The organism is Streptomyces sp. NPDC029164, assembly GCF_055563995.1.
The window spans coordinates 138,074-162,647 of sequence record NZ_JBVHWW010000020.1; the positions used below are offsets into that span (position 1 = coordinate 138,074).

General features: G+C 72.9%; 24 protein-coding genes. 12 read left to right on the forward strand and 12 right to left on the reverse strand.

The window, feature by feature from the left end; translation table 11 throughout:
- The first annotated feature begins 246 nt into the window (after positions 1-246).
- Complete coding sequence (locus ACZ4VT_RS20785; RefSeq protein ID WP_467951543.1) at positions 247-795, forward strand: DoxX family protein; 549 nt, start codon at positions 247-249, stop codon at positions 793-795.
- Here ACZ4VT_RS20785 and ACZ4VT_RS20790 read toward each other — a convergent pair.
- Positions 782-1,399: a DUF4291 domain-containing protein gene (locus tag ACZ4VT_RS20790; RefSeq protein WP_467951544.1), complete on the reverse strand. Its 618-nt coding sequence runs from the start codon at positions 1,397-1,399 to the stop codon at positions 782-784. The two genes, ACZ4VT_RS20785 and ACZ4VT_RS20790, sit on opposite strands and share 14 nt — an antisense overlap.
- Positions 1,400-1,617: 218 nt before the next feature.
- Positions 1,618-4,101, reverse strand: coding sequence for a helicase-associated domain-containing protein (locus ACZ4VT_RS20795; protein ID WP_467951546.1), 2,484 nt, complete (start codon positions 4,099-4,101; stop codon positions 1,618-1,620).
- A gap of 86 nt (positions 4,102-4,187) precedes the next feature.
- Between ACZ4VT_RS20795 and ACZ4VT_RS20800 the strand changes: the two genes are divergently transcribed.
- Both ACZ4VT_RS20800 and ACZ4VT_RS20805 read left to right on the forward strand, forming a co-directional pair.
- Positions 4,188-5,201, forward strand: a complete 1,014-nt coding sequence (locus ACZ4VT_RS20800; RefSeq protein WP_467951547.1) for a hypothetical protein — start codon at positions 4,188-4,190, stop codon at positions 5,199-5,201.
- 287 nt (positions 5,202-5,488) lie between these two features.
- Positions 5,489-6,115 carry an HAD family hydrolase gene (locus tag ACZ4VT_RS20805; RefSeq protein ID WP_467951549.1) on the forward strand — a complete coding sequence of 209 codons (627 nt, stop codon included), beginning with the start codon at positions 5,489-5,491 and terminating at the stop codon, positions 6,113-6,115.
- A 6-nt stretch (positions 6,116-6,121) separates the two neighbouring features.
- On the opposite strand, the gene ACZ4VT_RS20810 is transcribed toward ACZ4VT_RS20805, so the two are convergent.
- Positions 6,122-6,373 carry a hypothetical protein gene (locus ACZ4VT_RS20810; protein WP_467951550.1) on the reverse strand — a complete coding sequence of 84 codons (252 nt, stop codon included), beginning with the start codon at positions 6,371-6,373 and terminating at the stop codon, positions 6,122-6,124.
- A 178-nt stretch (positions 6,374-6,551) separates the two neighbouring features.
- Between ACZ4VT_RS20810 and ACZ4VT_RS20815 the strand changes: the two genes are divergently transcribed.
- Complete coding sequence (locus ACZ4VT_RS20815) at positions 6,552-6,935, forward strand: cold-shock protein (protein WP_030012939.1); 384 nt, start codon at positions 6,552-6,554, stop codon at positions 6,933-6,935.
- A 67-nt stretch (positions 6,936-7,002) separates the two neighbouring features.
- Here the strand turns inward: ACZ4VT_RS20815 and ACZ4VT_RS20820 are convergent, their stop codons facing one another.
- The 4 genes from ACZ4VT_RS20820 to ACZ4VT_RS20835 all read right to left on the reverse strand — a co-directional run bounded on the left by ACZ4VT_RS20820 (position 7,003) and on the right by ACZ4VT_RS20835 (position 10,591).
- Positions 7,003-7,854: a 1,4-dihydroxy-6-naphthoate synthase gene (locus ACZ4VT_RS20820; protein ID WP_467951551.1), complete on the reverse strand. Its 852-nt coding sequence runs from the start codon at positions 7,852-7,854 to the stop codon at positions 7,003-7,005.
- Complete coding sequence (locus ACZ4VT_RS20825; RefSeq protein WP_467951552.1) at positions 7,841-8,566, reverse strand: futalosine hydrolase; 726 nt, start codon at positions 8,564-8,566, stop codon at positions 7,841-7,843. The genes ACZ4VT_RS20820 and ACZ4VT_RS20825 overlap by 14 nt, the downstream gene beginning before the upstream one ends.
- Before the next feature lie 13 nt (positions 8,567-8,579).
- Positions 8,580-9,074: a DUF2771 domain-containing protein gene (locus tag ACZ4VT_RS20830; RefSeq protein WP_467951553.1), complete on the reverse strand. Its 495-nt coding sequence runs from the start codon at positions 9,072-9,074 to the stop codon at positions 8,580-8,582.
- 149 nt (positions 9,075-9,223) lie between these two features.
- Positions 9,224-10,591, reverse strand: coding sequence for an MFS transporter (locus tag ACZ4VT_RS20835; RefSeq protein ID WP_467951554.1), 1,368 nt, complete (start codon positions 10,589-10,591; stop codon positions 9,224-9,226).
- A gap of 326 nt (positions 10,592-10,917) precedes the next feature.
- On the opposite strand from ACZ4VT_RS20835, the gene ACZ4VT_RS20840 reads away from it, so the two are divergent.
- The 3 genes from ACZ4VT_RS20840 to ACZ4VT_RS20850 all read left to right on the forward strand — a co-directional run bounded on the left by ACZ4VT_RS20840 (position 10,918) and on the right by ACZ4VT_RS20850 (position 13,732).
- Positions 10,918-11,841, forward strand: coding sequence for a DUF3027 domain-containing protein (locus tag ACZ4VT_RS20840; protein WP_030706682.1), 924 nt, complete (start codon positions 10,918-10,920; stop codon positions 11,839-11,841).
- Positions 11,842-11,922: 81 nt separating this feature from the next.
- Positions 11,923-12,126, forward strand: a complete 204-nt coding sequence (locus ACZ4VT_RS20845; RefSeq protein WP_037805440.1) for a hypothetical protein — start codon at positions 11,923-11,925, stop codon at positions 12,124-12,126.
- Positions 12,127-12,265: 139 nt separating this feature from the next.
- Positions 12,266-13,732 carry a flotillin family protein gene (locus ACZ4VT_RS20850; RefSeq protein WP_467951556.1) on the forward strand — a complete coding sequence of 489 codons (1,467 nt, stop codon included), beginning with the start codon at positions 12,266-12,268 and terminating at the stop codon, positions 13,730-13,732.
- A 78-nt stretch (positions 13,733-13,810) separates the two neighbouring features.
- Here the strand turns inward: ACZ4VT_RS20850 and ACZ4VT_RS20855 are convergent, their stop codons facing one another.
- The gene (locus ACZ4VT_RS20855) at positions 13,811-14,836 is read right to left on the reverse strand and encodes a TolB-like translocation protein (RefSeq protein WP_467951557.1); all 1,026 of its coding nucleotides are present in this window, start codon (positions 14,834-14,836) and stop codon (positions 13,811-13,813) included.
- Between the two features lie 76 nt (positions 14,837-14,912).
- Between ACZ4VT_RS20855 and ACZ4VT_RS20860 the strand changes: the two genes are divergently transcribed.
- The gene (locus tag ACZ4VT_RS20860) at positions 14,913-15,599 is read left to right on the forward strand and encodes a GDSL-type esterase/lipase family protein (protein WP_467951559.1); all 687 of its coding nucleotides are present in this window, start codon (positions 14,913-14,915) and stop codon (positions 15,597-15,599) included.
- A 59-nt stretch (positions 15,600-15,658) separates the two neighbouring features.
- Entirely contained in the window at positions 15,659-16,648 is a 990-nt protein-coding gene (locus tag ACZ4VT_RS20865) for an aldo/keto reductase (protein WP_467951561.1), read from the forward strand.
- 137 nt (positions 16,649-16,785) lie between these two features.
- On the opposite strand, the gene thpR is transcribed toward ACZ4VT_RS20865, so the two are convergent.
- From thpR to ACZ4VT_RS20880, 3 genes are all read right to left on the reverse strand, one after another.
- On the reverse strand, positions 16,786-17,358 hold the full coding sequence (thpR, locus tag ACZ4VT_RS20870; RefSeq protein WP_467951562.1) for an RNA 2',3'-cyclic phosphodiesterase: 573 nt from the start codon (positions 17,356-17,358) through the stop codon (positions 16,786-16,788).
- A 163-nt stretch (positions 17,359-17,521) separates the two neighbouring features.
- Positions 17,522-18,874 (reverse strand): MFS transporter, encoded by a 1,353-nt coding sequence (locus tag ACZ4VT_RS20875; protein WP_467951563.1) that lies wholly within the window; start codon positions 18,872-18,874, stop codon positions 17,522-17,524.
- Between the two features lie 25 nt (positions 18,875-18,899).
- Positions 18,900-19,337 (reverse strand): MarR family winged helix-turn-helix transcriptional regulator, encoded by a 438-nt coding sequence (locus ACZ4VT_RS20880; protein WP_319728456.1) that lies wholly within the window; start codon positions 19,335-19,337, stop codon positions 18,900-18,902.
- A 130-nt stretch (positions 19,338-19,467) separates the two neighbouring features.
- Between ACZ4VT_RS20880 and ACZ4VT_RS20885 the strand changes: the two genes are divergently transcribed.
- On the forward strand, positions 19,468-19,650 hold the full coding sequence (locus ACZ4VT_RS20885) for a hypothetical protein (protein ID WP_030010567.1): 183 nt from the start codon (positions 19,468-19,470) through the stop codon (positions 19,648-19,650).
- Between the two features lie 13 nt (positions 19,651-19,663).
- Here the strand turns inward: ACZ4VT_RS20885 and ACZ4VT_RS20890 are convergent, their stop codons facing one another.
- The gene (locus ACZ4VT_RS20890) at positions 19,664-21,112 is read right to left on the reverse strand and encodes an NCS2 family permease (RefSeq protein ID WP_467951565.1); all 1,449 of its coding nucleotides are present in this window, start codon (positions 21,110-21,112) and stop codon (positions 19,664-19,666) included.
- Positions 21,113-21,240: 128 nt separating this feature from the next.
- On the opposite strand from ACZ4VT_RS20890, the gene ACZ4VT_RS20895 reads away from it, so the two are divergent.
- Both ACZ4VT_RS20895 and ACZ4VT_RS20900 read left to right on the forward strand, forming a co-directional pair.
- Entirely contained in the window at positions 21,241-21,528 is a 288-nt protein-coding gene (locus ACZ4VT_RS20895; RefSeq protein ID WP_467951567.1) for a DUF2530 domain-containing protein, read from the forward strand.
- A gap of 549 nt (positions 21,529-22,077) precedes the next feature.
- Positions 22,078-24,567: a cation-translocating P-type ATPase gene (locus tag ACZ4VT_RS20900; RefSeq protein WP_467951569.1), complete on the forward strand. Its 2,490-nt coding sequence runs from the start codon at positions 22,078-22,080 to the stop codon at positions 24,565-24,567.
- The last annotated feature ends 7 nt before the right edge of the window (positions 24,568-24,574 follow it).

The following is a 24,574-nucleotide window of genomic DNA, read 5'->3' on the forward strand; positions in this document are numbered from 1 at the left end:
CGGCCCCCGCCCGAGCGGCGCAGCCAACCCGCACCCTCGTGGCGAGACCGTGCGGGCGCGGCTGCGCGAGGTGTGGCCCTTCGACACCGGGCTGGCTGGTCGACTCCGCGGCCAGGTGAGCCGGGCCGGTGGCGGGCCTGCGGCCGAACGGGTCGTCGACGGGGGCCGGCGACGTTGCGGCCGGATCATCGCGGACCGGCGTCATACGGTGGCCGTCGCTCACAGGCGACGTAAGAACGGACGCTCATGACGCAAGATCGACGGGACCAGGCGCTCTTCCGAGCCGCCTCGGCCCCCGCCACCGTCAACACCGCCACCCACGACATCGGCCTGCTCGTGCTCCGGCTCGTCGTCGGCCTCAGCATGGTCGGCCACGGCACCATGAAGCTCTTCGGCTGGTTCGGCGGCCCGGGCCTCAAGGCGACCGGCAAGGGCTTCACGATGGCCGGCTATCCCGCCGGGGATGCCATGGCCGTCATCGCCGGCCTGTCCGAGACGCTGGGCGGCCTCGGTCTCGCCCTCGGCCTGCTCACCCCGCTCGCCGGCGCCGCCCTGACCGGCATCTTCATCAACGTCCTCGACGTCCGGGGACTGAGCGCCTACTTCCCGCCCAAGGGCGTGGAACTCGAAGTGCTGCTGTTCGCCGGGGCCGTCGCCCTCACCCTCACCGGGCCGGGCCGCTTCGCCGCCGACCACTACCTCCCGGTGCTGCGCGAGTCGCGGCCCCGCTACGCCTGGTTCGCCCTGCTGCTGGGCGTCGTCGCGGGATTCATCGTGCTGCTCATCCGGGACTGACGCCGGCTCCGGCATCTCCCGCACCGAGGTGCTCCAGCGGGCCCGCGGGGTACGGGGTCTCCGCGGGGAGCAGCGCGCGTGCCGCCTCGGCTTCGCCCGACCGCAGCAGGGCGTGGATCCGCCGGGCCAGCGGGGTCACGTCGCGGATGGAGACCGTCCACTCGTCGGCGTACGCGCGCGAGGCCGGACCGGACAGGCCCAGCTGGAGCGAGCGGTACGGCAGCGGGTTCAGGTGCAGGTCGCGCTCCGGGTCCCACTGGACCCGGGCGGGCGCCCCGCGCAGGGACTCCTGCCAGGCGGCCCGGTCCGCGTGCACGCCCGGCACGTAGTGGGAGAGGCAGGCCTCGCGCAGGGCGCGGTCGAAGCCCTCGCGGGTGATCTCGATGGCCAGCACGGTCTCCTGGTCGGCCTTGGTGGCCCAGCCGCAGCGGTACATCATCCACAGGAACGAGGGCTTGATCCACGTCATCCGCTCCCGCTTCCAGGCGGGCGGGAAGCGGCCGTCGCGGGCGGCCGGGTCCCCCAGGCGGGGGGCGTAGGCCTGGTAGACGGTGAGGCTGGTGGCGGTGTGCGAGGCGCGGATCTGGCGGGTGGGGGCGGACATGCCCCCAGCGTGCGGGATGGCCTGGCGGCCGGCCAGCTGTTTTCCGTGCGGTGCCGCGCCGTTGCCGGGAGCTCCGCCCCGGACCCCGCGCCTCAAACGCCGGCGGGGCTGGAGTGGTGCGGCTCAGAGATCGGGGCTCCGCCCCGGACCCCGCGCCTCAAACGCCGGCGGGGCCGGATGTGGCCCGGGCCGGATTGGCCGCCCGCGAGCTGGAACGGCTAGACCTGGTCCTCCGCCAGTTCGGCTACGCCCGTGATGCGGTGGAGGGCGTAGGTGCGGACCTCGTCGGCCGTGTGGTCGTAGCCCGTGACGAAGCCGCCTTCGACGCGGACCGGGGCGATGACGCGTTGGCTGGCGGCGCCGTCCGCGTTCACGTAGCCGATCCACACCGCCGAGCCGGTCAGGGCCGCCGCCTGGACGGTCGCCAGGGTTTCCGCCGCGCTGGTGCGCGGGAGTTCGCCCGGTGCGCCGGTGGACGGCGCGGGCTCCTTGCGGACCGCCGTCGCCGCCAGGTCGCCCGCGCGGATCGCCCGTACGGCCGCCGCCAGCAGCGTCGCGTCCGGGACCGGCGGACCGTCCGGCACCGGTACGGGCGCCGAGCGGGCCGGTGCGCGGTGGGCGTCGGCCCGCGCCACCAGCACGTCGCCGGTCAGGGACTCCGCGGCCGGCGCGTACCCCATCGCCCGCAATCCCTCCAGCAGCACGGTCGGTTCGGCCTGTGCGGCCAGGACCGTGGGGGCCAGGCGGCGCAGACCCAGCCCGGCCGAGCGCTTGTCGGCCAGGATCTCGCCCAGCATCGCGTCGTCGTCGCAGCGGACGTAGGAGGAGGCCGCGCCGACCCGCAGGTGGCCGTGGCGGCGGGCCACGTCGTCGATGAGGTAGGCGAGGGGCTGCGGGACCGGGGTGCGGCTGTGTTCCTTGAGGAAGGCGTGCAGGTCGGCGGCGGCGTGCCCGGCGTCCAGGGCCCGGCGCACCGAGCCGGGCGTGAAGCGGTACACCGTCGCCCCGCCCTTGGACTCCACGTCCGCCAGCACCGCCAGGGTGTCCCCGAGCGGCCGGCGCAGCGGGCCGGGGGCCACCGCCGTCAGGTCGGCCTGGAGGAGGACGTGGTCCACCGGCTCGGGCAGGAGCGGGGCCAGCAGCGGCGCCGGGTCCTCGTGCGCGAGCAGGGCCCGGCCGGGCCCGGACAGGGCGCCCCGGCCGGTCACGCCGAGGACCTCGGCCTCGGTCAGCGCCCAGCGTGCGAGGCGGGTGCGCAGATCGCTCGTACCGCGTACGGGACGCTCCCACGCGAGCCGGTCCAGTACGGCCTGCGTGTCGGGGGACCCGCCCTCGGGCAGGGCGGCGAGGAGTTCCAGGACGCGCCGGCGCACCTCGGGGGCGGCGGAGCGGTCGAGGTCGGGTCCGAGCGTCGACAGCGTGCGCCCCTTGGCGTCCTGCTCGCCGACCAGACCGGGCGTGCGGGTGGCCGGCAGCCAGGCTTCCACCAGCGCCGACCACCGTTCCGCGGGCGGCAGTTCGCACCAGTCGTCGAAGGCGGGCGTGGGTGCGTACCGCTCGTCCGCCTCCCCGTCACTGGCCAGCAGCCCGGCCGCGTAGGCGAGTTCGATCCAGAACGCCGCCGACGGCTCGCTCGTGTCCAGGGTGGCCGCGGCCCGCTTCAGGTCCCGTACCGCGAGCCCGCCCGCCCGCAGCACCAGCGGAGCGGCGTGCTCCCAGGACTTCACCAGCTCCTCGACGGTGGACAGCGCGGCCAGCGCCTGCCCGGCGGCGTTCGCGTCCACAAGCTGTGGACGGTGCTCGCGGTGCGCGGCCACCGGCGGGGCCACCGGCGCGGTGTCCCGGTGCGCGAGGCCGCCGCGCAGGTGGAGCGCCACCTCGCGGGGCAGTACGACGGTCCGCGCCGTCGCGGGCAGCAGCAGCCCACGGTCGCGCAGCCAGCGCACCGGCGCGGTCGGATGCGGGGTCACCTCCCCGTACGGCGGCCCCCACACGAGCCGCCCCAGTACCTGGTGCGCCTCCGCCGGCGCCTCGTCCAGCAGCGCGGACATCCGCTCCGGGTCGGTGAACAGCCCGGTCAGCGCCGAGACCGCGGACACCGGATCGTGCGTGGCGGGCAGCCCGGCCGCCGCCACGATCTCCTGGATCCGGGTCGGTGACATGCCGGCGGTGGCCTCGGCGACCGTCGGCCCGAGACCGGTCGGGGAGGGCCGCTGGGCGGAGGGCGCGAGCAGCTCGCGGGCGGTGCGCACCAGGCGCAGCCGGTCGTCGTCGCCCCACACCAGGGCCTGGTCGCGCAGGGTGCCCAGGGCGCGGGGGAGCGCGGCGCGGGCGCCGTTGTCCTCACCGGTGGTGCCCTCCTCGCCGGTCAGCAGCGACTCCAGCACCGGGTACGGGCACGGGTCCGGGGCCACGGCGAGCGCCTCGGCCGTCTGCAGCGTGAAGCGGTCCAGGCGCTCCAGCGCCCGCACCACCGAGGCCCGGGTCCCGGCGCGGGTGGCCAGCTGCGTCACGTCGCCGGGCACCGGACCGAGCAGGTCCGGGCGGGCGTGCAGCAGCGTGGAGAGCGCCGCGTCGTCGCGGGCGCGCAGCGCCTCGGCGAGGGAGCGCGGGGCTCCGCTTCCGCCGGATCCCCCGGCAGTGCTTGCCTCGGGCACAGTCGCCTCCTGGTCGCGTCGGCCGGTCAGTCGGCCGGTCCCCATCCGGCCAACGGTATCCGCTGTGCCCGCGACGGCTCCACGGGCGCACGCGCTACCTTTCGGGAGGGCGGTACGGGAGGAGCCGGGGCATGGGGATCGAGAGCGACCATCTGGTCTACGAATATCTGAGCCGCGTCGGGGACTTGGCCCAGCAGCGGCAGCTTTCCTCCGGCGACCGGATGCGCCTGGTGGCGGGGCTGCGGGACGAGATCGACCGTCGGCGCGCCAAGTACGAACCGGAGACCCCGGCGGCCGTGCGCCGCATCCTGGAACGGATCGGCACGCCGGAGGAGGTCCTGGACACCCACGGCTCCCGGCCGGGCTCCGCGGCCCCCGCCCCGGGGTCCGGCGCGGCTTCCTGGCCGGGCGCGTCGGTACCGGTCCAGCGGGCCCCCGGCCGCCTCCGCCGCCCGGGCACGCCCGCGCCGCGGCCGGCGGCGGAGCCCCGCAACGTGCCGCCGCACCTGGCCGGGCTCGACGAGCTGGGCCCGTCCGGCGGGGCCGAGCCCGAGTGGTGGCGGATGTCCCCCGCCGCGTACGGATCGGGCCCGCAGGTCGACGGCTTCGCGGGCGGCATCGAGATGCCGGACCTGTTCGAGGAGGAGCAGGAGGGGGCCGGGAAGGAGCGGGCCGGGAAGGAGGCGCAGGATCCGCCCGGGCCCCCGCCCTCGGGTGCGCGCGGCCTCGTACGGTTCCTGCGCGAGCGGCGGCGGGCCAGGAAGGAGGCCGCCGCCGCGCAGCCGGAGGAGACGGCCGCGGCTGCGGCCCGGCCGCGCCCGAACGCGTACCTGCTGCTGGCCGCGGCCATCCTCGTCGTCGGCGTGGCCACCGGGTACTGGCTGCTGCTGATCATCGGCTGGCTCCTGCCGTACGCCTCGCGCGTGCTGCGGCCGGCCGAGCGGAAGTGGGCCGTCTTCGGGCCGCCCGGCGTGGTCCTCGCGGGGGCGGGGGTGTGGCTGTGGGGCCGGATGAACGGCAAGTGGGGTGAGACGCTGGCCGACGAGCAGCTGAGCGGGGCCGTGCAGGGCATGTGGCCGTGGCTGTTGCGGGGCGCCGCCGTCGCCTCCGTGGTCTACCTGGTGTGGCGGGCCCGCCGGCGCTAGGGACACGGGCCGTGAGGTGCGGCGTCGTTGCGGGGGCTCCGCCCCCGAGCCCCCGCGCCTCGAACTCCCCCGGCTACCGCCGGGAGGTGCCCCCGGGCGGGGCTGGATTGCGGGGCCGGACTCCTCCTCGCCTGCCGGGAGGATCTTCTGTGCCTGTTCACCTCGGCCGGCGGGCGCGGGCGGGCGCAGACATGTCACCTATTTCACGAAATGGGTAAGGCGACCCTACGGGTGCGTTCCCCCCTTGTAGGCCCGGTGTCGGCCTCCTGTCACCCTGCCTCGGCACAATGGCCCGTATGAACCTCACCGTCGGCTTCGACCTCGACATGACCCTCATCGACTCCCGTCCGGGCATCCGGGCCGCCTATCGGGCCCTGTCGGCCGAGACGGGTACGTTCATCGACGCCGACGAGGCGGTCACGCGCCTGGGCCCGCCGCTGGACGAGGAGCTCGCGTACTGGTTCCCGGAGGCCGAGATCCCGGCCATGGCCGACCGCTACCGCGAGATCTACCCCACGTACGCCATCGAGCCGACCCCGGCGATGCCGGGCGCCCGCGAGGCGATCGAGGCCGTCCAGGCGCTCGGCGGCCGCGCGATCGTCGTCACGGCCAAGCACGAGCCCAACGCCCGGCTGCACCTGGCGCACCTCGGCATCGAGCCGGACGCGGTCATCGGCTGGCTCTGGGCGGAGGCCAAGGCCGGCGCACTGCGCGAGTACGGCGCCCAGGTCTACGTCGGCGACCACGTCGGAGACGTACGCGGCGCCCGTACGGCCGGCGCGCTGTCCGTGGCGGTGCCGACCGGCCCGTGCCCGGAGCCCGAACTGCGCGCGGCGGGCGCGGACGTGGTGCTGCCCGACCTCACCGCGCTCCCGGACTGGCTCGCACGGTACGTCGCCGCGCAGCCCGTCTGAGCGCCGTTACGCCTGCGAGGCCCGGGCCGCCCTGCGCTGCGCCGCGGCCGAGCGGAGCACGCCCGCCGCGGAGATGGCGAAGCCGACGCCCATGAGCATGCACACCGCCCACGCGTACGGCGGGAACGGATCGACGTCGAGGAACAGCGGTGCCATCGTCGCCAGCGTGGCCAGGGCCCCGGCGATGAACACGATGCCGCCGGCCTTGACCAGCCCGTCGCCGGGCCGCGCTTCGTCGCTATGAGGAGTAACAGTCACCCCACCAGGGTAGTTCCCTGGCCGAAGGCAGCCGACGGTGAAGGACCGGGGAACGTCTTGTCACCCGGCCCCCGACCATTAGCCTTGAGGTGGCGGGTCACTCATGGCCCGCTGCGCTGTTGTCCGGAGCCGTTCCGCGGCCTCCGGACCCCGACGAGCACAAGGACAGAGGACGGACGTGCCTACCGGCAAGGTCAAGTGGTTCAACAGTGAGAAGGGCTTCGGCTTTCTCTCCCGCGACGACGGCGGAGACGTCTTCGTCCACTCGTCGGTGCTCCCTGCCGGGGTCGATGCCCTCAAGCCCGGCCAGCGCGTCGAATTCGGTGTCGTCGCGGGACAGCGCGGTGACCAGGCACTTTCGGTGACGGTACTGGACCCGGCGCCGTCCGTCGCGGCGGCGCAGCGCCGCAAGCCCGACGAGCTCGCCTCGATCGTGCAGGACCTCACGACCCTGCTGGAGAACATCACCCCGATGCTGGAGCGCGGCCGCTACCCCGACAAGGTGCACGGCACGAAGATCGCCGGACTGCTGCGCGCGGTCGCCGACCAGCTGGACGTCTGATCCCCGTACGCACACCTGCGCCCCGCCCCTCGGGAGAGCGGCGGGGCGCGGTCGTACGCAGGGGCCCCTACGGGAAGGTCAGGGCATCGGGCGCGATGGCCGGTACGAGTCCCTCCGCGGCCGCCCGGGTCAGCAGCCCGCGCACCGCCGCGTAGCCCGAATCGCCGAGGTCGGCGGTGAACTCGTTGACGTACAGCCCGATGTGCTGGTCGGCGACGGCCGGGTCCAGCTCCTGCGCGTGCGCGCGCACGTACGGGCGTGAGGCCTCCGGGTCGCCCCAGGCCATCCGGACCGACGCACGGGCCGACTCGGCCAGCTCGCGCAGCCGCCGCGCACCCAGCGTGCGCTTCGCGATGATCGCGCCGAGCGGGATCGGCAGACCGGTCGTGGACTCCCAGTGCTCGCCCATGTCGGCCAGACAGTGCAGCCCGTAGTCCTGATAGGTGAACCGGGCCTCGTGGATGACCAGTCCGGCGTCCACCCGGCCGTCGCGCACCGCCGGCATGATCTCGTGGAACGGCAGCACGACCACCTTGCCGACGCCCTCGGGCAGGACGTCCGCCGCCCACAGCCGGAACAGCAGGTAGGCGGTGGAGCGTTCGCTCGGCACCGCGACCGTCTTCCCCGCCAGGTCCAGGCCCGGCTCCCGGGACAGGACCAACGGGCCGCAGCCGCGCCCGAGCGCACCGCCGCACGGCAGCAGCGCGTACTCCTCCAGCACCCAGGGCAGCACGGCGTACGACACCTTCAGCACGTCCAGCTCGCCGCGCTCGGCCATGCCGTTGGTGAGGTCGATGTCCGCGAAGGTGACGTCGAGGGCGGGCGCGCCCGGGACCCGGCCGTGCGCCCAGGCGTCGAAGACGAACGTGTCGTTCGGGCAGGGCGAGTAGGCGATCTTCAGCGGTTCACCGGTGCTCATGGCGTTCTCCCCAGTTCGCGAGTACGGGACCCAGTACGCGGAAGCCGGCGGTCAGCGCTTCGAGCGCGTCCCCGATCCGCCAGGCGGCACGGTCGCGCGGGCCCACGGCGTTGGACACGGCGCGGATCTCCAGTACGGGCAGCCCGTGCGCGGCCGCCGCCTCCGCGACCCCGAAACCCTCCATCGCCTCGGCCCCGGCCATCGGGTGCCGGGCGGCGAGCTCGGCGGCCCGGGCGGCGGTCCCGGTGACGGTGGAGACGGTCAGCACGGGCGCGAGCAGCGCCCCGGTCGCCTCGGCGGCGCGCGCGGCGAGCTCGGTGGGCGGCAGGTGCACGCTGTGCCCGAAGCCCAGCGCGCTCACGTCGACAAAACCCTCCGGGGTCTCGGCGCCCAGGTCGGCGGCGACGATCGCGTCCGCGACCACCAGGGAGCCGAGCGGGGCGGCGGGCTCGAACCCGCCGCCGATGCCGGCGGAGACGACGAGCTCGTAGTCGGCGAGGGCCAGGGCGGTGGCGGCAGCTGCGGCGGCCGCCGCCGGCCCGACGCCCCCGACGAGCACGTCGAAGGCGATGCCCGGAAGGTCCCGGCGGGTGATGAGGTACCCGCCAGGCAGGGTGCGCGGCTCAGGACCGGGAGAGTCCGGATGAGGGGTCAGACCGGTGGCGACGGAGTCGGCCTCCGCCACCACCGCGGTCACGACGAGCGCGCGCACCGGTGCCGCCCGGTTACTTGAGCTTGAGGTTGAAGGACCAGACGGCCAGCGGCTTGCCGTCCTCGCCGATCTGCAGGAACGCCAGCTTCTTCGAGGCGGGGGCCTCGCCCTGGCCGCCGGTCGCGAAGACGTCGGCGCCCGGGAAGCTGCGGTACGTGTTCGAGGAGGGCTCGGTGATCGGCTGGCCGTCGAGCACCGCCGACCAGCGCTTGCCGTCCTCGACGACCTCCGGCTCGACCCCGAGGCGCAGGGTCTCGCCGCGGGCGTACTCGATGGTCTTGGGGTCCTTGAGGTTGGTCAGGCACTCCTGGACCTCGTCCATGGAGAGCGGCTCCTTGCCGCCGTGGCAGGAGGCTTCGGTGGACACCGACGAGGTGCCGACCGTCACGGTCGCCAGCGGTGTCGGCTTTTCCTCCCCGCAGGCGGAGAGGAGGAGGAGGCCGGCGGACACGGCTCCGAGGGCCGCGACGCTGCGGCGGGCCCTACCCGAGAAAAGCGGTGCGGTCATGAGCCGAAGGCTATCGGGCCCCTGGGCTGCGCCGCTGCATGGGGTACCCGTGGCCTGCGGCGCGGCGCATTGTCCGGCCGCGGCGCCGTTGCCGGGGGCGCTGCCCCCGGACCCCCGCGCCTCAAACGCCGGCGGGGCTGCATTTTGTGTCAGGCGACCCGCGGCCGGGAGGCGCTGTGGTGGCGGGGCGCCGCGGCGACACCGCGGAGGGCCGTCGTCGTGCCGAGGGCGACGATCGCCGCGGCGACGGACATGCCGAGTACGCCGTTCAGCGGCAGGGCGATGCCGATCGCGCCGCCCAGCACCCACGCCACTTGGAGCAGCGTCTCCGAACGGGCGAACGCCGACGTGCGCACCGCCTCCGGCACGTCCCGCTGGATCATCGCGTCCAGCGAGAGCTTCGCCAGCGCCTGGCAGAAGCCCGCCGTCGCGCCCAGCACGGCCATGAACAGCCCGCTGAAGAAGATCGCCGCCAGCACCGCGACGCCGAGCGTCAGGCACAGGACCGACGCGATGATGGCCTCCGGCGCGCGGGCCCGCAGCCACGCGCCGACCGCCGTGCCGCAGGCGTTGCCCACGCCCGCCGAGACGCCCACGATGCCCAGCGACACCGCCGCGCTCTGCCCCGCCAGCGGATGCTCGCGCAGCAGGAACGCCAGGAAGAAGATCAGGAACCCGGACAGCGCGCGCATCGAGGCGTTCGCCAGCAGCCCGCACAGCACCGAGCGGCTGACCGTCCGCAGCCCCGGCCGTTTCGAGTGCGCCTCGTGCGTGGACAGCCGCGCCCGGCGCTCGCCCTTCGCCTCGTCCACCCGGTGGGGCAGCGTGAACGCCGCGAACGCCCCCCACACGAAGACGGCGCAGGCCCCGTACAGCGGCCACTGCGGCCCGATCGTGTTCAGTCCGGCGCCCACCGGCGCCGCCACGCCCGTGGCCAGCAGCCCGGCCAGGGTGACCCGCGAGTTCGCCTTGACGAGTGAGAATTTCGGCGGCAGCAGTCTCGGCACCACGGCGCTGCGCACGACCCCGTACGACTTGGACGCGACCAGCACGCCCAGTGCCGCCGGATACAGCTGGATCCCCCCGGTCTCCACGGCGCCCGACATGATCAGCGCCAACAGCGCCCGGGCCAGCATCGCGGTCGCCATCGACGCCCGGCGGCCGTGCGGCAGCCGGTCCAGGAGCGGCCCGATCACGGGGGCCAGCACGATGAAGGGGGCCATCGTGATCGCCAGGTACAGGGCCACCCGGCCGCGCGCCTCGTCCGTGGGTACGGAGAAGAACACCGTCGAGGCCAGCGCCACCGTGATCATCATGTCGCCGGCGCCGTTGATGGCGTGCAGCTCGATCAGCTTGCCGAGGCCCGATTCGCCCGCCCCGTGCGCGTGCGTGGCGCGCCGGATCCCCCGCGCCGTACCCGTGAACGGAAGGTGCAGGGCACGCCCGACAGCCCGGCCGGCCCGCTTGGCCGGTCCCGAGCCGTCGTCGGACGACCGTGCGGGTGCCACACTCGACATAGTGCCCCACCCGGCCCTCGTGGGCGCCTCCCGGCGCGTCGCGGAGCCGGTGGCTTGTCCGCGAATCGGACCTTGCATGTGTGCCCGAGGCTTGAGAGGAGGTAGCGTGCGTAGCGCGCCACCGGCGGTTGCTCCTGGCCGCGCGCCTCTTCGTGATCCCGCAGAATGGATCGTGTGAGGTGCGCCCGGAGTCCGATCGGGTGCGGACGTCGACGCGGCCCTCTGGTCCGCTCCGCCCGCGCCACGTACGGACAGCACCGACGGGTCGTTGTGGACGACAGTACGGACGGCGCACACGTGAGACGGCGTAGGAGAGAACGAGACCAGTGAGTGCTGCGACGACGCGAAGCCGTACCCCGCGTACCCCCGACCGCCTGTGCGTCGAGGCGGTAGAACTCGCCCGCGCGGCGGCCGAGGAGGCCGCCTTCCCCGGAGTGGTGGGCGCGCACGTCTCCGCCGTGGCGGAGGGCGACCGTGTCGTCACCCACTTCTTCGAGTCCAAGGAACCGGGCTACCGGGGCTGGCGCTGGGCCGTCACCGTGACCCGCGCCTCCCGCGCGAAGAACGTCACGCTCGACGAAACGGTGCTGCTGCCCGGCGACGACGCCCTGCTGGCTCCCGAGTGGGTGCCGTGGAGCGAGCGGCTGCGCCCCGGCGACATGGGCCCCGGTGATCTGCTGCCCACCGATGCCGAGGACCTGCGCCTGGAGCCGGGCTGGTCGGGCGAGGACGCCCCGCCGCCGAACTCGGTGGTCTCCACCGAAATGGCCGAACTGGTCGAGGCCGAGGACGCCGACGTCACCGACCGCGCGGTGGTCCCCGTACGGGGCTCCATCACGTCGGTCGCCGAGGAACTGGGCATGCGCCGGGCGCGCGTGCTGTCGCGGTACGGGCTGCACAGCGCGGCCGACCGCTGGGACGAGGGCTTCGGCGCCAAGACCCCGATGGCGCAGGCCGCGCCCGCGTCCTGTGTCTCCTGCGGCTTCCTCGTCGCGATCGGCGGCTCGCTCGGCCAGGCCTTCGGTGTCTGCGCGAACGAGTTCAGCCCGGCCGACGGCCGCCTGGTGTCGCTGTCCTACGGCTGCGGCGGCCACTCGGAGGCCGCGGTCATGCCGACGCCGCTGCGGCCCGCTCCGCCGGTGCTCGACTCGATGGCCTCGGACGAGTTCACCCTGCGGCCGGTCGCGTCCGAGGACACCGGCTCCGTCCCGGTCTCCGACCTCCCGGCAGCGGACCTCGGCCACTCGTAAGGGCGCACCGCCGCGGGCGGGTCGCCGCGCGGGCCGGCGGCGTACCCTCGCCCCATGGGGGACACGGGCGCGTACACGGACATGGTGGGAATGACCGGCCGGGTGACCGGGACGGTCGGGCCGGGCCTCGTGGGCGAGGTGATCGTACGGATCCGGGGCGGGGCGGAGCACTTCCTCGCCCACCCGGTCCACGGCACCGGCCGGCTGGCCGTCGGCACCGTCGTCACGGTGGTCGAGTACCAGCCGCCGCGCACGGTGTACGTGATGGCGGCCTACGACAACTGACGCGCCCCCCGATCGGCGTGCGACCTGTGCGTATCAAGATGGGTACAAGAACGCGCCCCCGTCTTCACGCCGGGTCGCGGCAGGCGCAGACTCGCCCTCATCGGTGCCGAACGGCACTGGAACAAAGGGGGCGTTGCCGATGGCTATCGGCGTCGTGGCGGGAATCGTTCTCGCCGCAATCGTGGCCGCGATAGGCCTGTTCAAGCTCATGTGGCGGGTGGCCGAGCCCAACGAGGCACTGGTCATCTCCGGTTCCACGCACAAGACCGAGGGCGTCGGTCAGGGCATGGGGTTCCGGATCGTCACCGGGCGCGGAACGCTCGTCCTGCCGGGGGTGCAGGCGGTGCGCAAACTGTCCCTGGACCTCAACGAGACGCAGCTGTCCGTGGACTGCGTCACCCACCAGGGCATCCCGCTCCGCGTCAAGGGCGTGGTCATCTTCAAGGTCGGCGACGACCTGGTGTCGATCGCCAACGCGGCCCGCCGCTTCCTGGACCAGCAGAAGATGATGCCCGAGCGGGTGCACATCGTCTTCGCCGGCCATCTGCGTTCCATCGTGGGCGGGTTGACGGTCGAGGACATGATCCGGGACCGCGAGAAGCTGACGGGCCAGACCCGGATGGCCTGCGGCACCGAGATGGAGAAGCTCGGCCTGATCGTCGACTCGCTCCAGATCCACGAGATCGAGGACCCGACCGGCTACATCAAGAACCTGGCGATGCCGCACGCGGCCGCCGTGCAGCGGGACGCGCGGATCGCCCAGGCCGAGGCGAACCGGCTGGCCACGGAGGCCGAGCAGGCCGCCTTCGCCCGGATGGCCGAGGCGACGCGCGACAGCGAGATCCTGCAGGCCGGCTACCAGGCCGAACGCGACAAGGCGGCGGCGACGGCCCGTCAGGCGGGCCCGCTGTCCGAGGCGGCCGCACGGCAGGAGGTCGTCGTCCAGGAGACCCGCGTCGCGGAGCTGGAGGCGCACCGGCGCGAGCAGCAGCTGCAGGCGGACGTACGCAAGCCCGCGGACGCGGCGGCGTACGAGACGCGGACCCGGGCGGAGGCCGAGCGCGACGCGCGGATCTCGGCGGCGCAGGCGAAGGCGCAGGAGACGGAGCTCGCGGCGGCCGCGGAGGCCACGCGGGTGACGACGGCGGCGACCGCGGACGCGACGGCCACGGAGGCGCGCGGTCTGGCGTCGGCGAAGGCGACGCGGGCGACGGGTGAGGCCGAGGCGGCGGCGACGCAGGCGCGGGGCCTCGCGGAGGCCGAGTCGGCGAAGGCGCGCGGTCTGGCCGAAGCGGAAGCGATCAAGGCGCGGGCCGCCGCGCTGGCGGAGAACCAGGAGGCGGTCGTCGCGCAGCAGCTGGCCGAGAACTGGCCGGCGATCGTGGAGGCGGGCGCGGGCGCCTTCGGGAACGTGGAGCACATGGTCCTGCTGAACGGGGCCGAGGGCATGTCGGAGATGTTCGCCAAGGCCCTGACGATGGGCGGCACGGGCCTGGGCGTGGCCCGCCAACTCCTGGCCTCGATGGGCCAGGCCCCCGCGGGCGGCTCGGCCGGTGGCTCCGCCGGTCCCGCGGTAAACGGCCGCGTTCCCATCCGGGAGGAGTAACCCCGCGCATGGTCGGGTGCGGCGCCGTTCGCGGGGGCGCCGCCCCCGCACCCCCGCGCCTCAAACGCCGGCGAGGCTTCAATCGCGGCGGCGGCGCAGGAGGCGTTTGGCGGCGAAGACGACCGCCAGGCCGACCGCCAGGACCACGGCTCCCTTGCCGAAGCTCCCCGTCGGCTCCGGAGACTGCGCGGCCTCGGACGGGGAGCCCGGCTTCGGCGCGGCCGAGGTGCCCGTGGACGGGGCCGCGCCCGCCGGGACGGCGATGACGCGGCTGCCCTCCCCCTCCGCGCCGAACATCAGCGTCGAGCCGTCCGGCGCGTACGTCACCGACTCCGCCTGCCCCTGCCACGGCGCGTCCACCCGCTCGCCCTCGCCCTCCGGCCTGCCGTCCTTCCACGGGTACGTGCGCGCCCAGAAGTAGCCCCGCAGGGTCAGCCGGTTCCCGTCGGGGGAGAACGCCCCGTCCGTCACCCACGGCACGTCGGCGACCCGCCGGAACACGTTCGACCCGTCCGCCGAAAGCTCCGCGGGACCCTCGTACAGTCCGCCCTTGCTCTCGTCCTTGCTCGCGATGTAGACCCGCCCCGTCACCGGATGCACCATCAGCGCCTCCGCGTTGCGCGCCCCGTCGGCGTACCGCACCGTGAACTGCGTGGCCTTGACCGTGACGTCACCCAGTTGCTTCGGCTCCGGGAAGCGGTAGATCCACACGTGGTCCCAGGTGCCGTTGCGGTTGTCGCCGATGTCGCCGACGTAGAGCTGCCCGTCCGGCCCCAGCGAGATCGCCTCGACGTCCCGCGGCTTGCCGATCCCGGTCAGGGTCACGCGGGCCACCGTCCGGCCCGTGGCGGAGTCCACCGCGTAGAGGTACGGGCCGTCGTCGCTGTCGTTGTGCGTCCAGTACACGCCCGGGTGGATCCGGCTGGCCGCGAGCCCGCTGGACTCCTTGATCCGCGGATCGGAGATGGTGAACGAGGAGGATCCGGGGGCTTCCGCCGCGAAGGCCGCGCCGGGCAGCACGGCGAGGGCGGCGGCGAGGGCCGCGGAGGCGACGGCGGTGGCAACGGCGGTGCCGGCGGCGGCGGACGGCAGAGGCATGCGCATGGCCCCAGCCTGCCAGTACGTGCCCCGTGTCCGGCGTCACAGAGGTTTCTGTCGCGCGATCCGCGATGATGACCGGATGCGTTTCATGTTCGTCGGCGACTCCATGACCATCGGACGCGCCGGCGATTTCACCTGGCGCTACCGCATGTGGCAGCACCTCGACTCGACCCTCGGCGGCCCCTACCGGATCGTCGGCCCGCGCAGTGAGCTGTACGAGGGCTCCGACGCGTACGCCGACCCGGAGTTCCCCGCGCACGCCCGCCGCCACCTGGCCGGCTGGGGCGAGGGCTGGCAGCACATGGCCCCCCTCATCGGTCCCGCCGCCGGCGCCGCCCGGGCCGATGTCCTGCTCGTCTCCCTCGGCCTGATCGACCTCGGCTTCTACACCGACGCCGAGCAGACCGCCGCCAACGTCCGCCGCTTCATAGCCGGGGCCCGCGCCGCCCGCCCCGGCGTCCGCATGGTGCTGCTGCCCGTCATCCCGAACAGCCGGGCCGAGGAGGACGCGCCGTTCGCGGCCGAGGTCGCCCGTTTCAACGAGCTCCTCGCGAAGGCGGTGGCCGATCTGACGACCGCCGCCTCGCCGGTCCTGCTGGCCGCGCGCCCGCAGGCGTACGACATCCGCCACGACACCTACGACGGCACCCATCCCAACGCCTCCGGCGAGCACCGGCTGGCGGGGGAGTTCGCGGCCGTCCTGCACCAGGCGTGGGGGGTCGGCGGCCCGTACGGGGCCGACCGGGTGCGGAACGACACGCTGTAACACCCCTTTCACGAGAGGGTCTTGCTTCGAGCGCACTCCAAGCAGTTGGCTAGTGCCCCATGAAGTACACACAGCTCGGACGTACCGGCCTCAAGGTCAGCCGACTTGTACTCGGCACCATGAACTTCGGCCCCCAGACCAGTGAGCCCGAAAGCCACTCGATCATGGACTCCGCCCTCGACGCGGGGATCAACTTCTTCGACACCGCCAACGTCTACGGCTGGGGCGAGAACAAGGGCCGCACCGAGGAGATCCTCGGCACCTGGTTCGCCCAGGGCGGCCGGCGCCGCGAGAAGACGGTGCTCGCCACCAAGGTCTACGGCAGCATGGCGCCCGAGGGCGAGACCTGGCCCAACTACGACCGTCTGTCGGCGCTGAACATCCGGCGGGCCGTCGACGCCAGCCTCAAGCGGCTCCAGACGGACTACATCGACGTCTATCAGTTCCACCACGTGGACCGGCGGACCCCCTTCGAGGAGATCTGGCAGGCCGTCGAGGTCCTGATCCAGCAGGGCAAGATCCTCTACGCGGGCTCCTCGAACTTCCCCGGCTGGAAGATCGCCCAGGCCAACGAGGCCGCGGCGCGCATCGGACGGCTCGGGCTGGTCAGCGAGCAGTGCCTCTACAACCTCGCCGAGCGGCGCGCCGAGATGGAGGTCATCCCGGCGGCCGAGGCGTACGGGCTCGGGGTCATCCCCTGGTCCCCGCTCCACGGCGGACTGCTGGGCGGGGTCATCAAGAAGGAGGTGCAGGGCGGCCGCCGCGCCTCCGGCCGGTCGGCGGACGCGCTCGCCAACAGCTCCGTACGCGCGCAGGTGCAGGCGTACGAGGACCTGCTGGACAAGCACGGCCTGGAGCCGGGCGAGGTCGGGCTGGCATGGCTGCTGACGCGTCCCGGGGTCACCGGGCCGATCGTCGGGCCGCGCACGCAGGAGCAGCTCGACTCGGCGCTGCGGGCGGTGGAGCTGGAGCTCCCGGACGAGGTCCTGGCGGGCCTGGACGAGATCTTCCCCGGCCCCGGAGCGTCGCCGGAGGCCTTTGCCTGGTAGCTACTGCCCTACGGCAGCCGCCACGGCCACGACGACGAACATCAGTACGAGCACACCGGCCATCACGCGGTTTCTGGTCTTGGGATCCACCCGTCGAGCCTAACGCGGGCCGCGGGTGATCCCGTACGCGGTACGGCTCAACCGCGCAGGAGCCAGGACCCGACCGTCTCGTAGCGGGGCTGCTCACCCGGAACGCCGCTGACGGGGAGGTTGCTGCGGACGAGGCTGAGCGTGTCGACCTGCCAGGGTGTGCCCTCGAAGTCCGCGAGGGCGTCCAGGTACGGGCCCAGGGGCGTGGCGGCGCCTTGGCTCTGGCCGTGTCTGTGGCTGCGGGCCAGGGTGAGGTGCGGGGTGTACCGGCGGTGCTGCTCCATCGGCACCCCGGCCCGCCGGGCGGCGGCGTCGGCCCGCTCCGCGAGCATCCGCAGGGCGGGCAGCTCCCCGGCCGCGCCGACCCACAGCGCACGGTCCCCGAAGTGCCCGCAGCCGTGCAGGCGCAGCGGGAAGGGGGCGGTGCGGTGGGCCGCGCGGTCGAGGCGGGCGTGGAGGTCGGGGAGCACGTCGTCGCGCACCTCGCCCATGAAGGCGAGCGTGAAGTGCCACCCCGCTCGCGCGGTCCACGTCAGCCGGTCGTCGCGGACTCCGTCCACGGCGGCGGCGAGCTCACTGACTGCCCCTGCGGGCGGCAGGACGGCTGCGAACAGTCTCATGCGCCGAGCGTACGGCTGCAGCACCGCTGCCGGGGGCCGGCCCCCGGACCCCCGGTCTCAAACGCCGGACGGGCTGAAAGATCGCCTCCGGGCAAATCCAGCCCCGCCGGCGTTTGAGGCGCGGGGTCCGGGGCGGAGCCCCGATCTCTGAGCCCCGGCAGGGTCAGGCGACCGTCACCAGTTCGCGGCGGCGCGAGACGGCCGGGACGAAGGTCACGCCACGGCGGCTGACCTGGACGCGGAGGTTTCCGACGCGGGCCAGGACCACCGCGATCGCGACGGACGCGGCCAGCGAGATCACACCGCCCGCCGCCATGCCGATCCGCGCGCCGTACGTGTCCGTGATCCAGCCCAGCAGCGGAGCGCCCAGCGGGGTGCCGCCGGTGAAGACCATCATGAACAGGGCCATGACCCGCCCCCGCATCTCGGGGTCGGTCGCCATCTGCACGCTGGAGTTCGCCGTGACGTTGACCGTCAGGCCGAAGACCCCGATCGGCACGAGCAGCGCCGCGAACAGCCAGAAGCCGGGCGCGAAGGACGTCACGAGGAGCAGGACCGAGAACAGCACGGCCGCGGCCACCAGCAGCCGCAGGCGGGAGTGGCCGCGCCGGGCCGCGAGCAGGGCGCCCGCCAGGGAGCCGGCCGCGATCAGGGTGTTGAAGAGCCCGTAGGTGCCCGCGTCCCCGTGGAAGACGTCGCTGACGAACGCCGACAGCCAGATCGGGAAGTTGAACCCGAAGGTGCCGATGAAGCCGACGAGCACGATCGGCCAGATCAGCTCGGGCCGGCCGGCGACGTAGTGCAGGCCTTCGCGCAGCTGTCCCTTGGCGCGGGGGCGGGGTTCGACCGGGTGCAGTTCCTTCGTCCGCATCATCAGCAGGCCGGCGATGGGCGCGGCGAACGACAGGCCGTTCAGCAGGAAGGCCCAGCCGGAGCCGACGGCGGTGATCAGCACACCGGCGATCGCCGGGCCGACCAGCCGCGCGGACTGGAAGTTGGCCGAGTTCAGGCTGACGGCGTTGGCGACCTGGTCCTTGCCGACCATCTCGGGTACGAACGTCTGCCGCGCCGGGTTGTCGACGACGGTGACGAGGCCGAGTACGAAGGCCGCGAGGTAGACGTGCCAGACCTGGACGTGTCCCGCCAGGGTGAGGACGGCGAGTGCGATGCCGGTCAGGCCCATCGCGCTCTGGGTGGCGAGGAGCAGGGGTCGCTTGGGCAGGCGGTCGGCGAGGACGCCTCCGTAGAGGCCGAACATCAGCATCGGCAGGAACTGCAGGGCGATGGTGATGCCGACGGCGGAGGCGGAGCCGGTCAGGGAGAGGACCAGCCAGTCCTGGGCGATGCGCTGCATCCAGGTGCCCGTGTTCGAGACGACCTGTCCGGTCGCGAAGAGCCGGTAGTTCCGGATCCTCAGCGAGCTGAACATCGAGTTCTTGCCCGCGGGGCCCGCAGGGGCCTTGGTAGGGGTGGATATGTGGCCGGGTGCGGAGTCTGCTCCGGTTCCCGTACTCAAAAGCGTTCGCCTCCTGGCGTCGTTCCTACAGGTGCGCGAGCTTCTCCAGGACGGGTGCGGCCTCGCGCAGCTTGGCCCATTCGTCCTCGGTCAGCTCGGCCGCGAGCCCGGCCAGGAAGGCGTTGCGCTTGCGGCGGCTCTCTTCGAGCATCGCTTCGGCCTCCTCCGTCTGGCGGACCACCTTTTGGCGGCGGTCGTCGGGGTGCGGTTCCAGCGTGACCAGTCCCTTGGCTTCCAGCAACGCGACGATGCGCGTCATCGACGGCGGCTGGACGTGCTCCCGCCGCGCCAGCTCGCCGGGTGTGGCCTGGCCACAGCGGGCGAGGGTGCCGAGCACCGACATCTCGGTGGGGCTCAGCGACTCGTCGACGCGCTGGTGCTTCAGGCGCCGCCCCAGCCGCATGACGGCGGAGCGGAGATCGTTCACGGCGGCAGCATCGTCGCCATGGGAGAGGTCAGGCATGTATTTAGAGTAACTCATTACTCTCTCTAAAGAAAACCACTTTTTGCGGTCATGCACGGGGTCACTCGTACGGGTGAGCCGGCGGCCGAAAGTGACACGCGTCCACACCCTCTGCCCCGACTCTTTCGACATGGGGACACATGTGCTGAGCATGCGCATAGACGGGGAGCTCCTCGACAGGCTCCGGATTCACGCCGCCAAACGCGGAATGAGCGTCCAGGACTATGTGGTCCGGACGCTCATCCGCGATGACTTCGACGAACGCTTCAAGGCCGCCGTCGACGAGACAGAGAAGTTCTACGGGCTGACGTGAGCCCGGGCGGGGCCTACGTGAGGCCGAGGGCCGGCATCGCGTAGTAGAAGACGAACACCGCCGCCACGACGTACATGGCCACCGGGACCTCGCGGCCCCGGCCGGTCGCCGCGCGCAGGGCGCAGAAGCTGATGAAGCCGATGCCGATGCCGTTGGTGATCGAGTAGGTGAAGGGCATCATCACCATGGCCAGGAACGCCGGCACGGCGATGGTGAAGTCGCTCCAGTCGATGTCCTTGATCGAGCCCGCCAGGATCAGGAAGCCGACCGCCACCAGGGCGGGGGTGGCGGCCTGGGACGGGACCATCGTGGCGAGCGGGGTGAGGAACAGCGCCACGGCGAAGAGGGCGCCCGTCACGACGTTCGCCAGACCCGTACGGGCTCCCTCGCCGACCCCGGCCGTCGACTCCACGAAGCAGGTGGTGGCCGAGGAGGAGGTGGCGCCGCCCGAGGCGACGGCCAGGCCGTCGATCAGCAGGACCTTGTTGATGCCGGGGAACTCGCCGGTCTCCTTGTCGATCAGCTTGGCCTCGTCGCCGACGCCCAGGATCGTGCCCATGGCGTCGAAGAAGCAGGACAGCAGCACGGTGAAGACGAAGAGGATGCCGGTCAGCATCCCGACCTTCCCGAAGCCGCCGAACAGGCTGACCTGGCCGACCAGCCCGAAGTCGGGCGCGGCCACCGGGTTGCCCGGCCACTCGGGCACGGTGAGGCCCCAGCCCGTGTCGGGGACCTTGGCGATCAGCTGGACGACGACCGCGACGAGGGTCATGGCCACGATGGAGATCAGGATCGCGCCCGGCGTCTTGCGGATCAGCAGGGCGAGGGTGAACAGCACGCCGATCGCGAAGATCAGGACCGGCCAGCCGTCCAGGTGACCGGTGCCGCCGAGCTGGAGCGGGACCGTGGTGTGGGCGGCGTCCGGGATGCGGGAGACGAAGCCCGAGTCGACCAGGCCGATCAGCATGATGAACAGGCCGATGCCGATGGCGATGCCCTTGCGCAGGCCCAGCGGTACGGCGTTCATGACCCGCTCGCGCAGACCGGTGGCGACCAGCAGCATCACCACGAAGCCGGCGAGCACCACCATGCCCATGGCGTCGGGCCAGCTCATGCGCGGGGCGAGCTGGAGGGCGACGACCGTGTTCACGCCGAGGCCGGCGGCGAGCGCGATCGGGACGTTGCCGATGACACCCATGAGGAGGGTGGTGAAGGCCGCCGTCAGGGCGGTGGCCGTCACGAGCTGACCGTTGTCGAGCTGGTGCCCGTACATGTCCTTCGCGCTACCCAGGATGATCGGGTTGAGCACGATGATGTACGCCATCGCGAAGAAGGTGGCGAAGCCGCCGCGGACCTCGCGGGCGACGGTCGAACCGCGCTCGGAGATCTTGAAGTAGCGGTCGATTCCTCCGGAAGGTCCCTGGAGGGAAGGGTCCGGGGCCGTGGCCGTGGGGGTGCTCATACGGTCCTCATTGGGTGGTTCATACGAAGAAAATGGGCCACGCCCAAACCGTTTCAGTATGAACGCATGAACGAAGGGGCGTCCATCTCCGCGCGTAGACCGCGGATCCGCGTGCCTAGACTTGCCGCATGGCGAAATGGACTGCGAAGCATGAGGCGCCCGAGCCCCTTGAGGGCCCCGTCGTCGCGACCGTCACAGGCGGCACGATCCTGTGGTTCGCCCTCTTCCTCGTCCAGCTCCCCTTCTACGGGTGGTTCGCCGACCGCGGCCAGCTGTGGTGGGTCTGGACCTGCGCGGCCGGCGGCTTCCTCGGCCTGATCGGCATCTGGTACGTCCGCGGCCGGGACGCTGCGCTCAAGCGTCACGCGGCGGAACAGTCGGCCCCACCCGAGCCGAACCCGGGCCCGCACCCCTAGCCCGCCCCCTCCCGGGGCTCCGCCCCGCACCCCGCGCCGCCGCCGCCGGCGAGGCTGAATTTGGTGCGGCGAGGCCGAAGGGTGCGGCTCAAAGATCGGGGCTCCGCCCCGGACCCCGCTCCTCAAACGCCGGCGGGGCTGGATTGTGCGGCCGAGGCTGAATTTGGTGCGGCGAGCTGGATGGTGCCGAGGGGCCGCAGGGTCTGGGGTAGCAGCCGGGCCGGTTGGGTCGGGGTCGGGTGTGTGTCGGGGTGATCCCCGCAGGGCGCCGAACACAACAAGGCTCCGCTCTCCGACCTCTCGCCACGTTCGGCGCCCGAGGAGACACCCCGGCGCGCGCCCGACCCCGGCACAACCGGCCCCCACCGCAACCCGCCCGAGCGGCGCAGCCACCCGGCCCGACCCCGGCACAACCGGCCCCGGCCCGAGCGGCGCAGCCAACCGGCATCGGACCGCCCCCCTACCAACGGACGATTCGGGTCATCCCGAGGTCGGATCTTCCCGCCGCTCGGCGGGTGAAGCGTTCGAACCCCGCTTAACGTCGAAGACATGACGCAGCGGGCGAAGATCGATCAGGACGGGCCGGAGCGAGCCGGCGCCGCCATCGACGCGGGGGCGGAGCTCGATCCGGTTCACCCCGTGCGGCCACCCGCGCCCCGGTTCAGGCCCGGCGGCCTGACGACCGCCGAGGTCGCCGAGCGCGTCGCGCGCGGCGATGTCAACGACGTCCCCGTCCGCAGCAGCCGCTCCACCACCGAGATCGTCCGCGCCAACGTCTTCACCCGCTTCAACGCGATCATCGGCGTGCTCTGGGTGATCATGCTCTTCGTCGCGCCGATCCAGGACAGCCTCTTCGGCTTCGTGATCATCGCGAACACCGGCATCGGCATCATCCAGGAACTGCGCGCCAAGAAGACCCTCGACGGCCTCGCCGTCATCGGCGAGGCGAAACCGAGCGTGCGCCGCGACGGCCGGACCGCGGAGATCTCCACCTCCGAGATCGTCCTCGGCGACGTCATCGAGCTCGGCCCCGGCGACAAGGTCGTCGTCGACGGGGCCGTCGGCGAGGCCGAGGGGCTGGAGATCGACGAGTCCCTCCTCACCGGCGAGGCCGACCCCGTCCTCAAGAAGTCCGGCGACCCGGTCATGTCCGGCTCGTTCGTCGTCGCCGGCGGCGGCGCGTTCACCGCCACCAAGGTCGGCCGCGAGGCCTACGCCGCCCAGCTCGCCGAAGAGGCCTCCCGCTTCACGCTCGTCCACTCCGAGCTGCGCTCCGGCATCTCCACGATCCTCAAGTACGTCACCTGGATGATGATCCCGACCTCCATCGGCCTGATCATCAGCCAGCTGATCGTCAAGGAGAACAACTTCAAGGACTCCATCGCCCGGACCGTCGGCGGCATCGTCCCGATGATCCCCGAAGGACTCGTCCTCCTCACCTCCGTGGCCTTCGCCATCGGCGTGATCCGGCTCGGCCGCAAGCAGTGCCTCGTACAGGAGCTGCCCGCCATCGAGGGCCTCGCCCGGGTCGACGTGGTCTGCCTCGACAAGACCGGCACCCTCACCGAGGGCGGCATGGACGTCACCGAGCTGCGCCCGCTCGGCGGCGCGGAGGCGGCGTACGTCAAGAAGGTGCTCGGCGCGCTCGGCGAGTCCGACCCGCGGCCCAACGCCAGCCTCCAGGCGATCATCGACGCCTACCCTGACAGCGCGGAGTGGCGCTGCACCGAGTCCCTGCCCTTCTCCTCCGCCCGCAAGTACAGCGGCGCCAGTTTCAGCGAGGGCGACGGCGAGAACAACACCTGGCTGCTCGGCGCCCCCGACGTCCTGCTTCCCGCAGGGGACCCGGCCCTCGACGAGATCAACGAGCTCAACGAGCAGGGCCTACGGGTCCTGCTGCTGGCGCGCTCCGGCCGCGAGCTCGACGACGAGGACGTCGCCACGGGGGTCAGGCCGACCGCCCTGGTCGTCCTGGAGCAGCGGCTGCGGCCCGACGCGGCCGACACCCTGCGTTACTTCGACGACCAGAACGTCAAGGCGAAGGTCATCTCCGGCGACAACGCGGTCTCCGTCGGTGCGGTCGCCGGCAAGCTGGGGCTGCCGGGCGCGGAGAACACCGTGGACGCCCGCAAGCTCCCGAGCGAACGGGCCGACATGGCGCGGGTCCTCGACGAGAACTCCGTCTTCGGGCGCGTGAGCCCGCAGCAGAAGCGGGACATGGTCGGAGCCCTCCAGTCCAAGGGCCACACCGTCGCCATGACGGGCGACGGCGTCAACGACGTGCTCGCCCTCAAGGACGCGGACATCGGCGTCGCGATGGGCTCGGGCTCGGAGGCCACCCGCGCCGTCGCGCAGATCGTCCTCCTCAACAACAGCTTCGCGACCCTCCCCTCGGTGGTCGCCGAAGGCCGCCGCGTCATCGGCAACATCACCCGGGTCGCGACCCTCTTCCTCACCAAGACGGTCTACTCGGTCCTCCTCGCGATCCTGGTGGTCTGCTCGCAGGTCGAGTACCCCTTCCTGCCCCGCCACCTGACGCTGCTGTCCACGCTCACCATCGGCATCCCGGCCTTCTTCCTGGCCCTGGCCCCGAACAAGGAGCGCGCGAAGCCGCACTTCGTGAAACGGGTGATGCGCTACGCGATCCCCGGCGGCGTGATCGCGGCGACGGCCACCTTCATCAGCTACCTGATCGCCCGCCACCACTACACCGGCCCGGGCGCCCTGGAGGCCGAGAGCAGCGCGGCGACGCTCACGCTCTTCCTGACCTCGATGTGGGTCCTGGTGATCATCGCCCGCCCGTACACGTGGTGGCGGGTGGCCCTGGTCGGCGCGATGGGCGCGGCCTTCCTGATCGTCCTCGTGGTGCCGTGGCTCCAGGACTTCTTCCAGCTCAAGCTGGAGGGCACGACGATGCCCTGGGTCGCGGTGGTGGCGGGCGGGGGCGCCGCGCACCCCCTCGAGGTTCCCCTCCCCTTGGTTCCCCCCACACCTCCCGCCCCAGGAGGAGGAGGAGACGGGATCCACGAGGGCCCCTAAGCCGAGA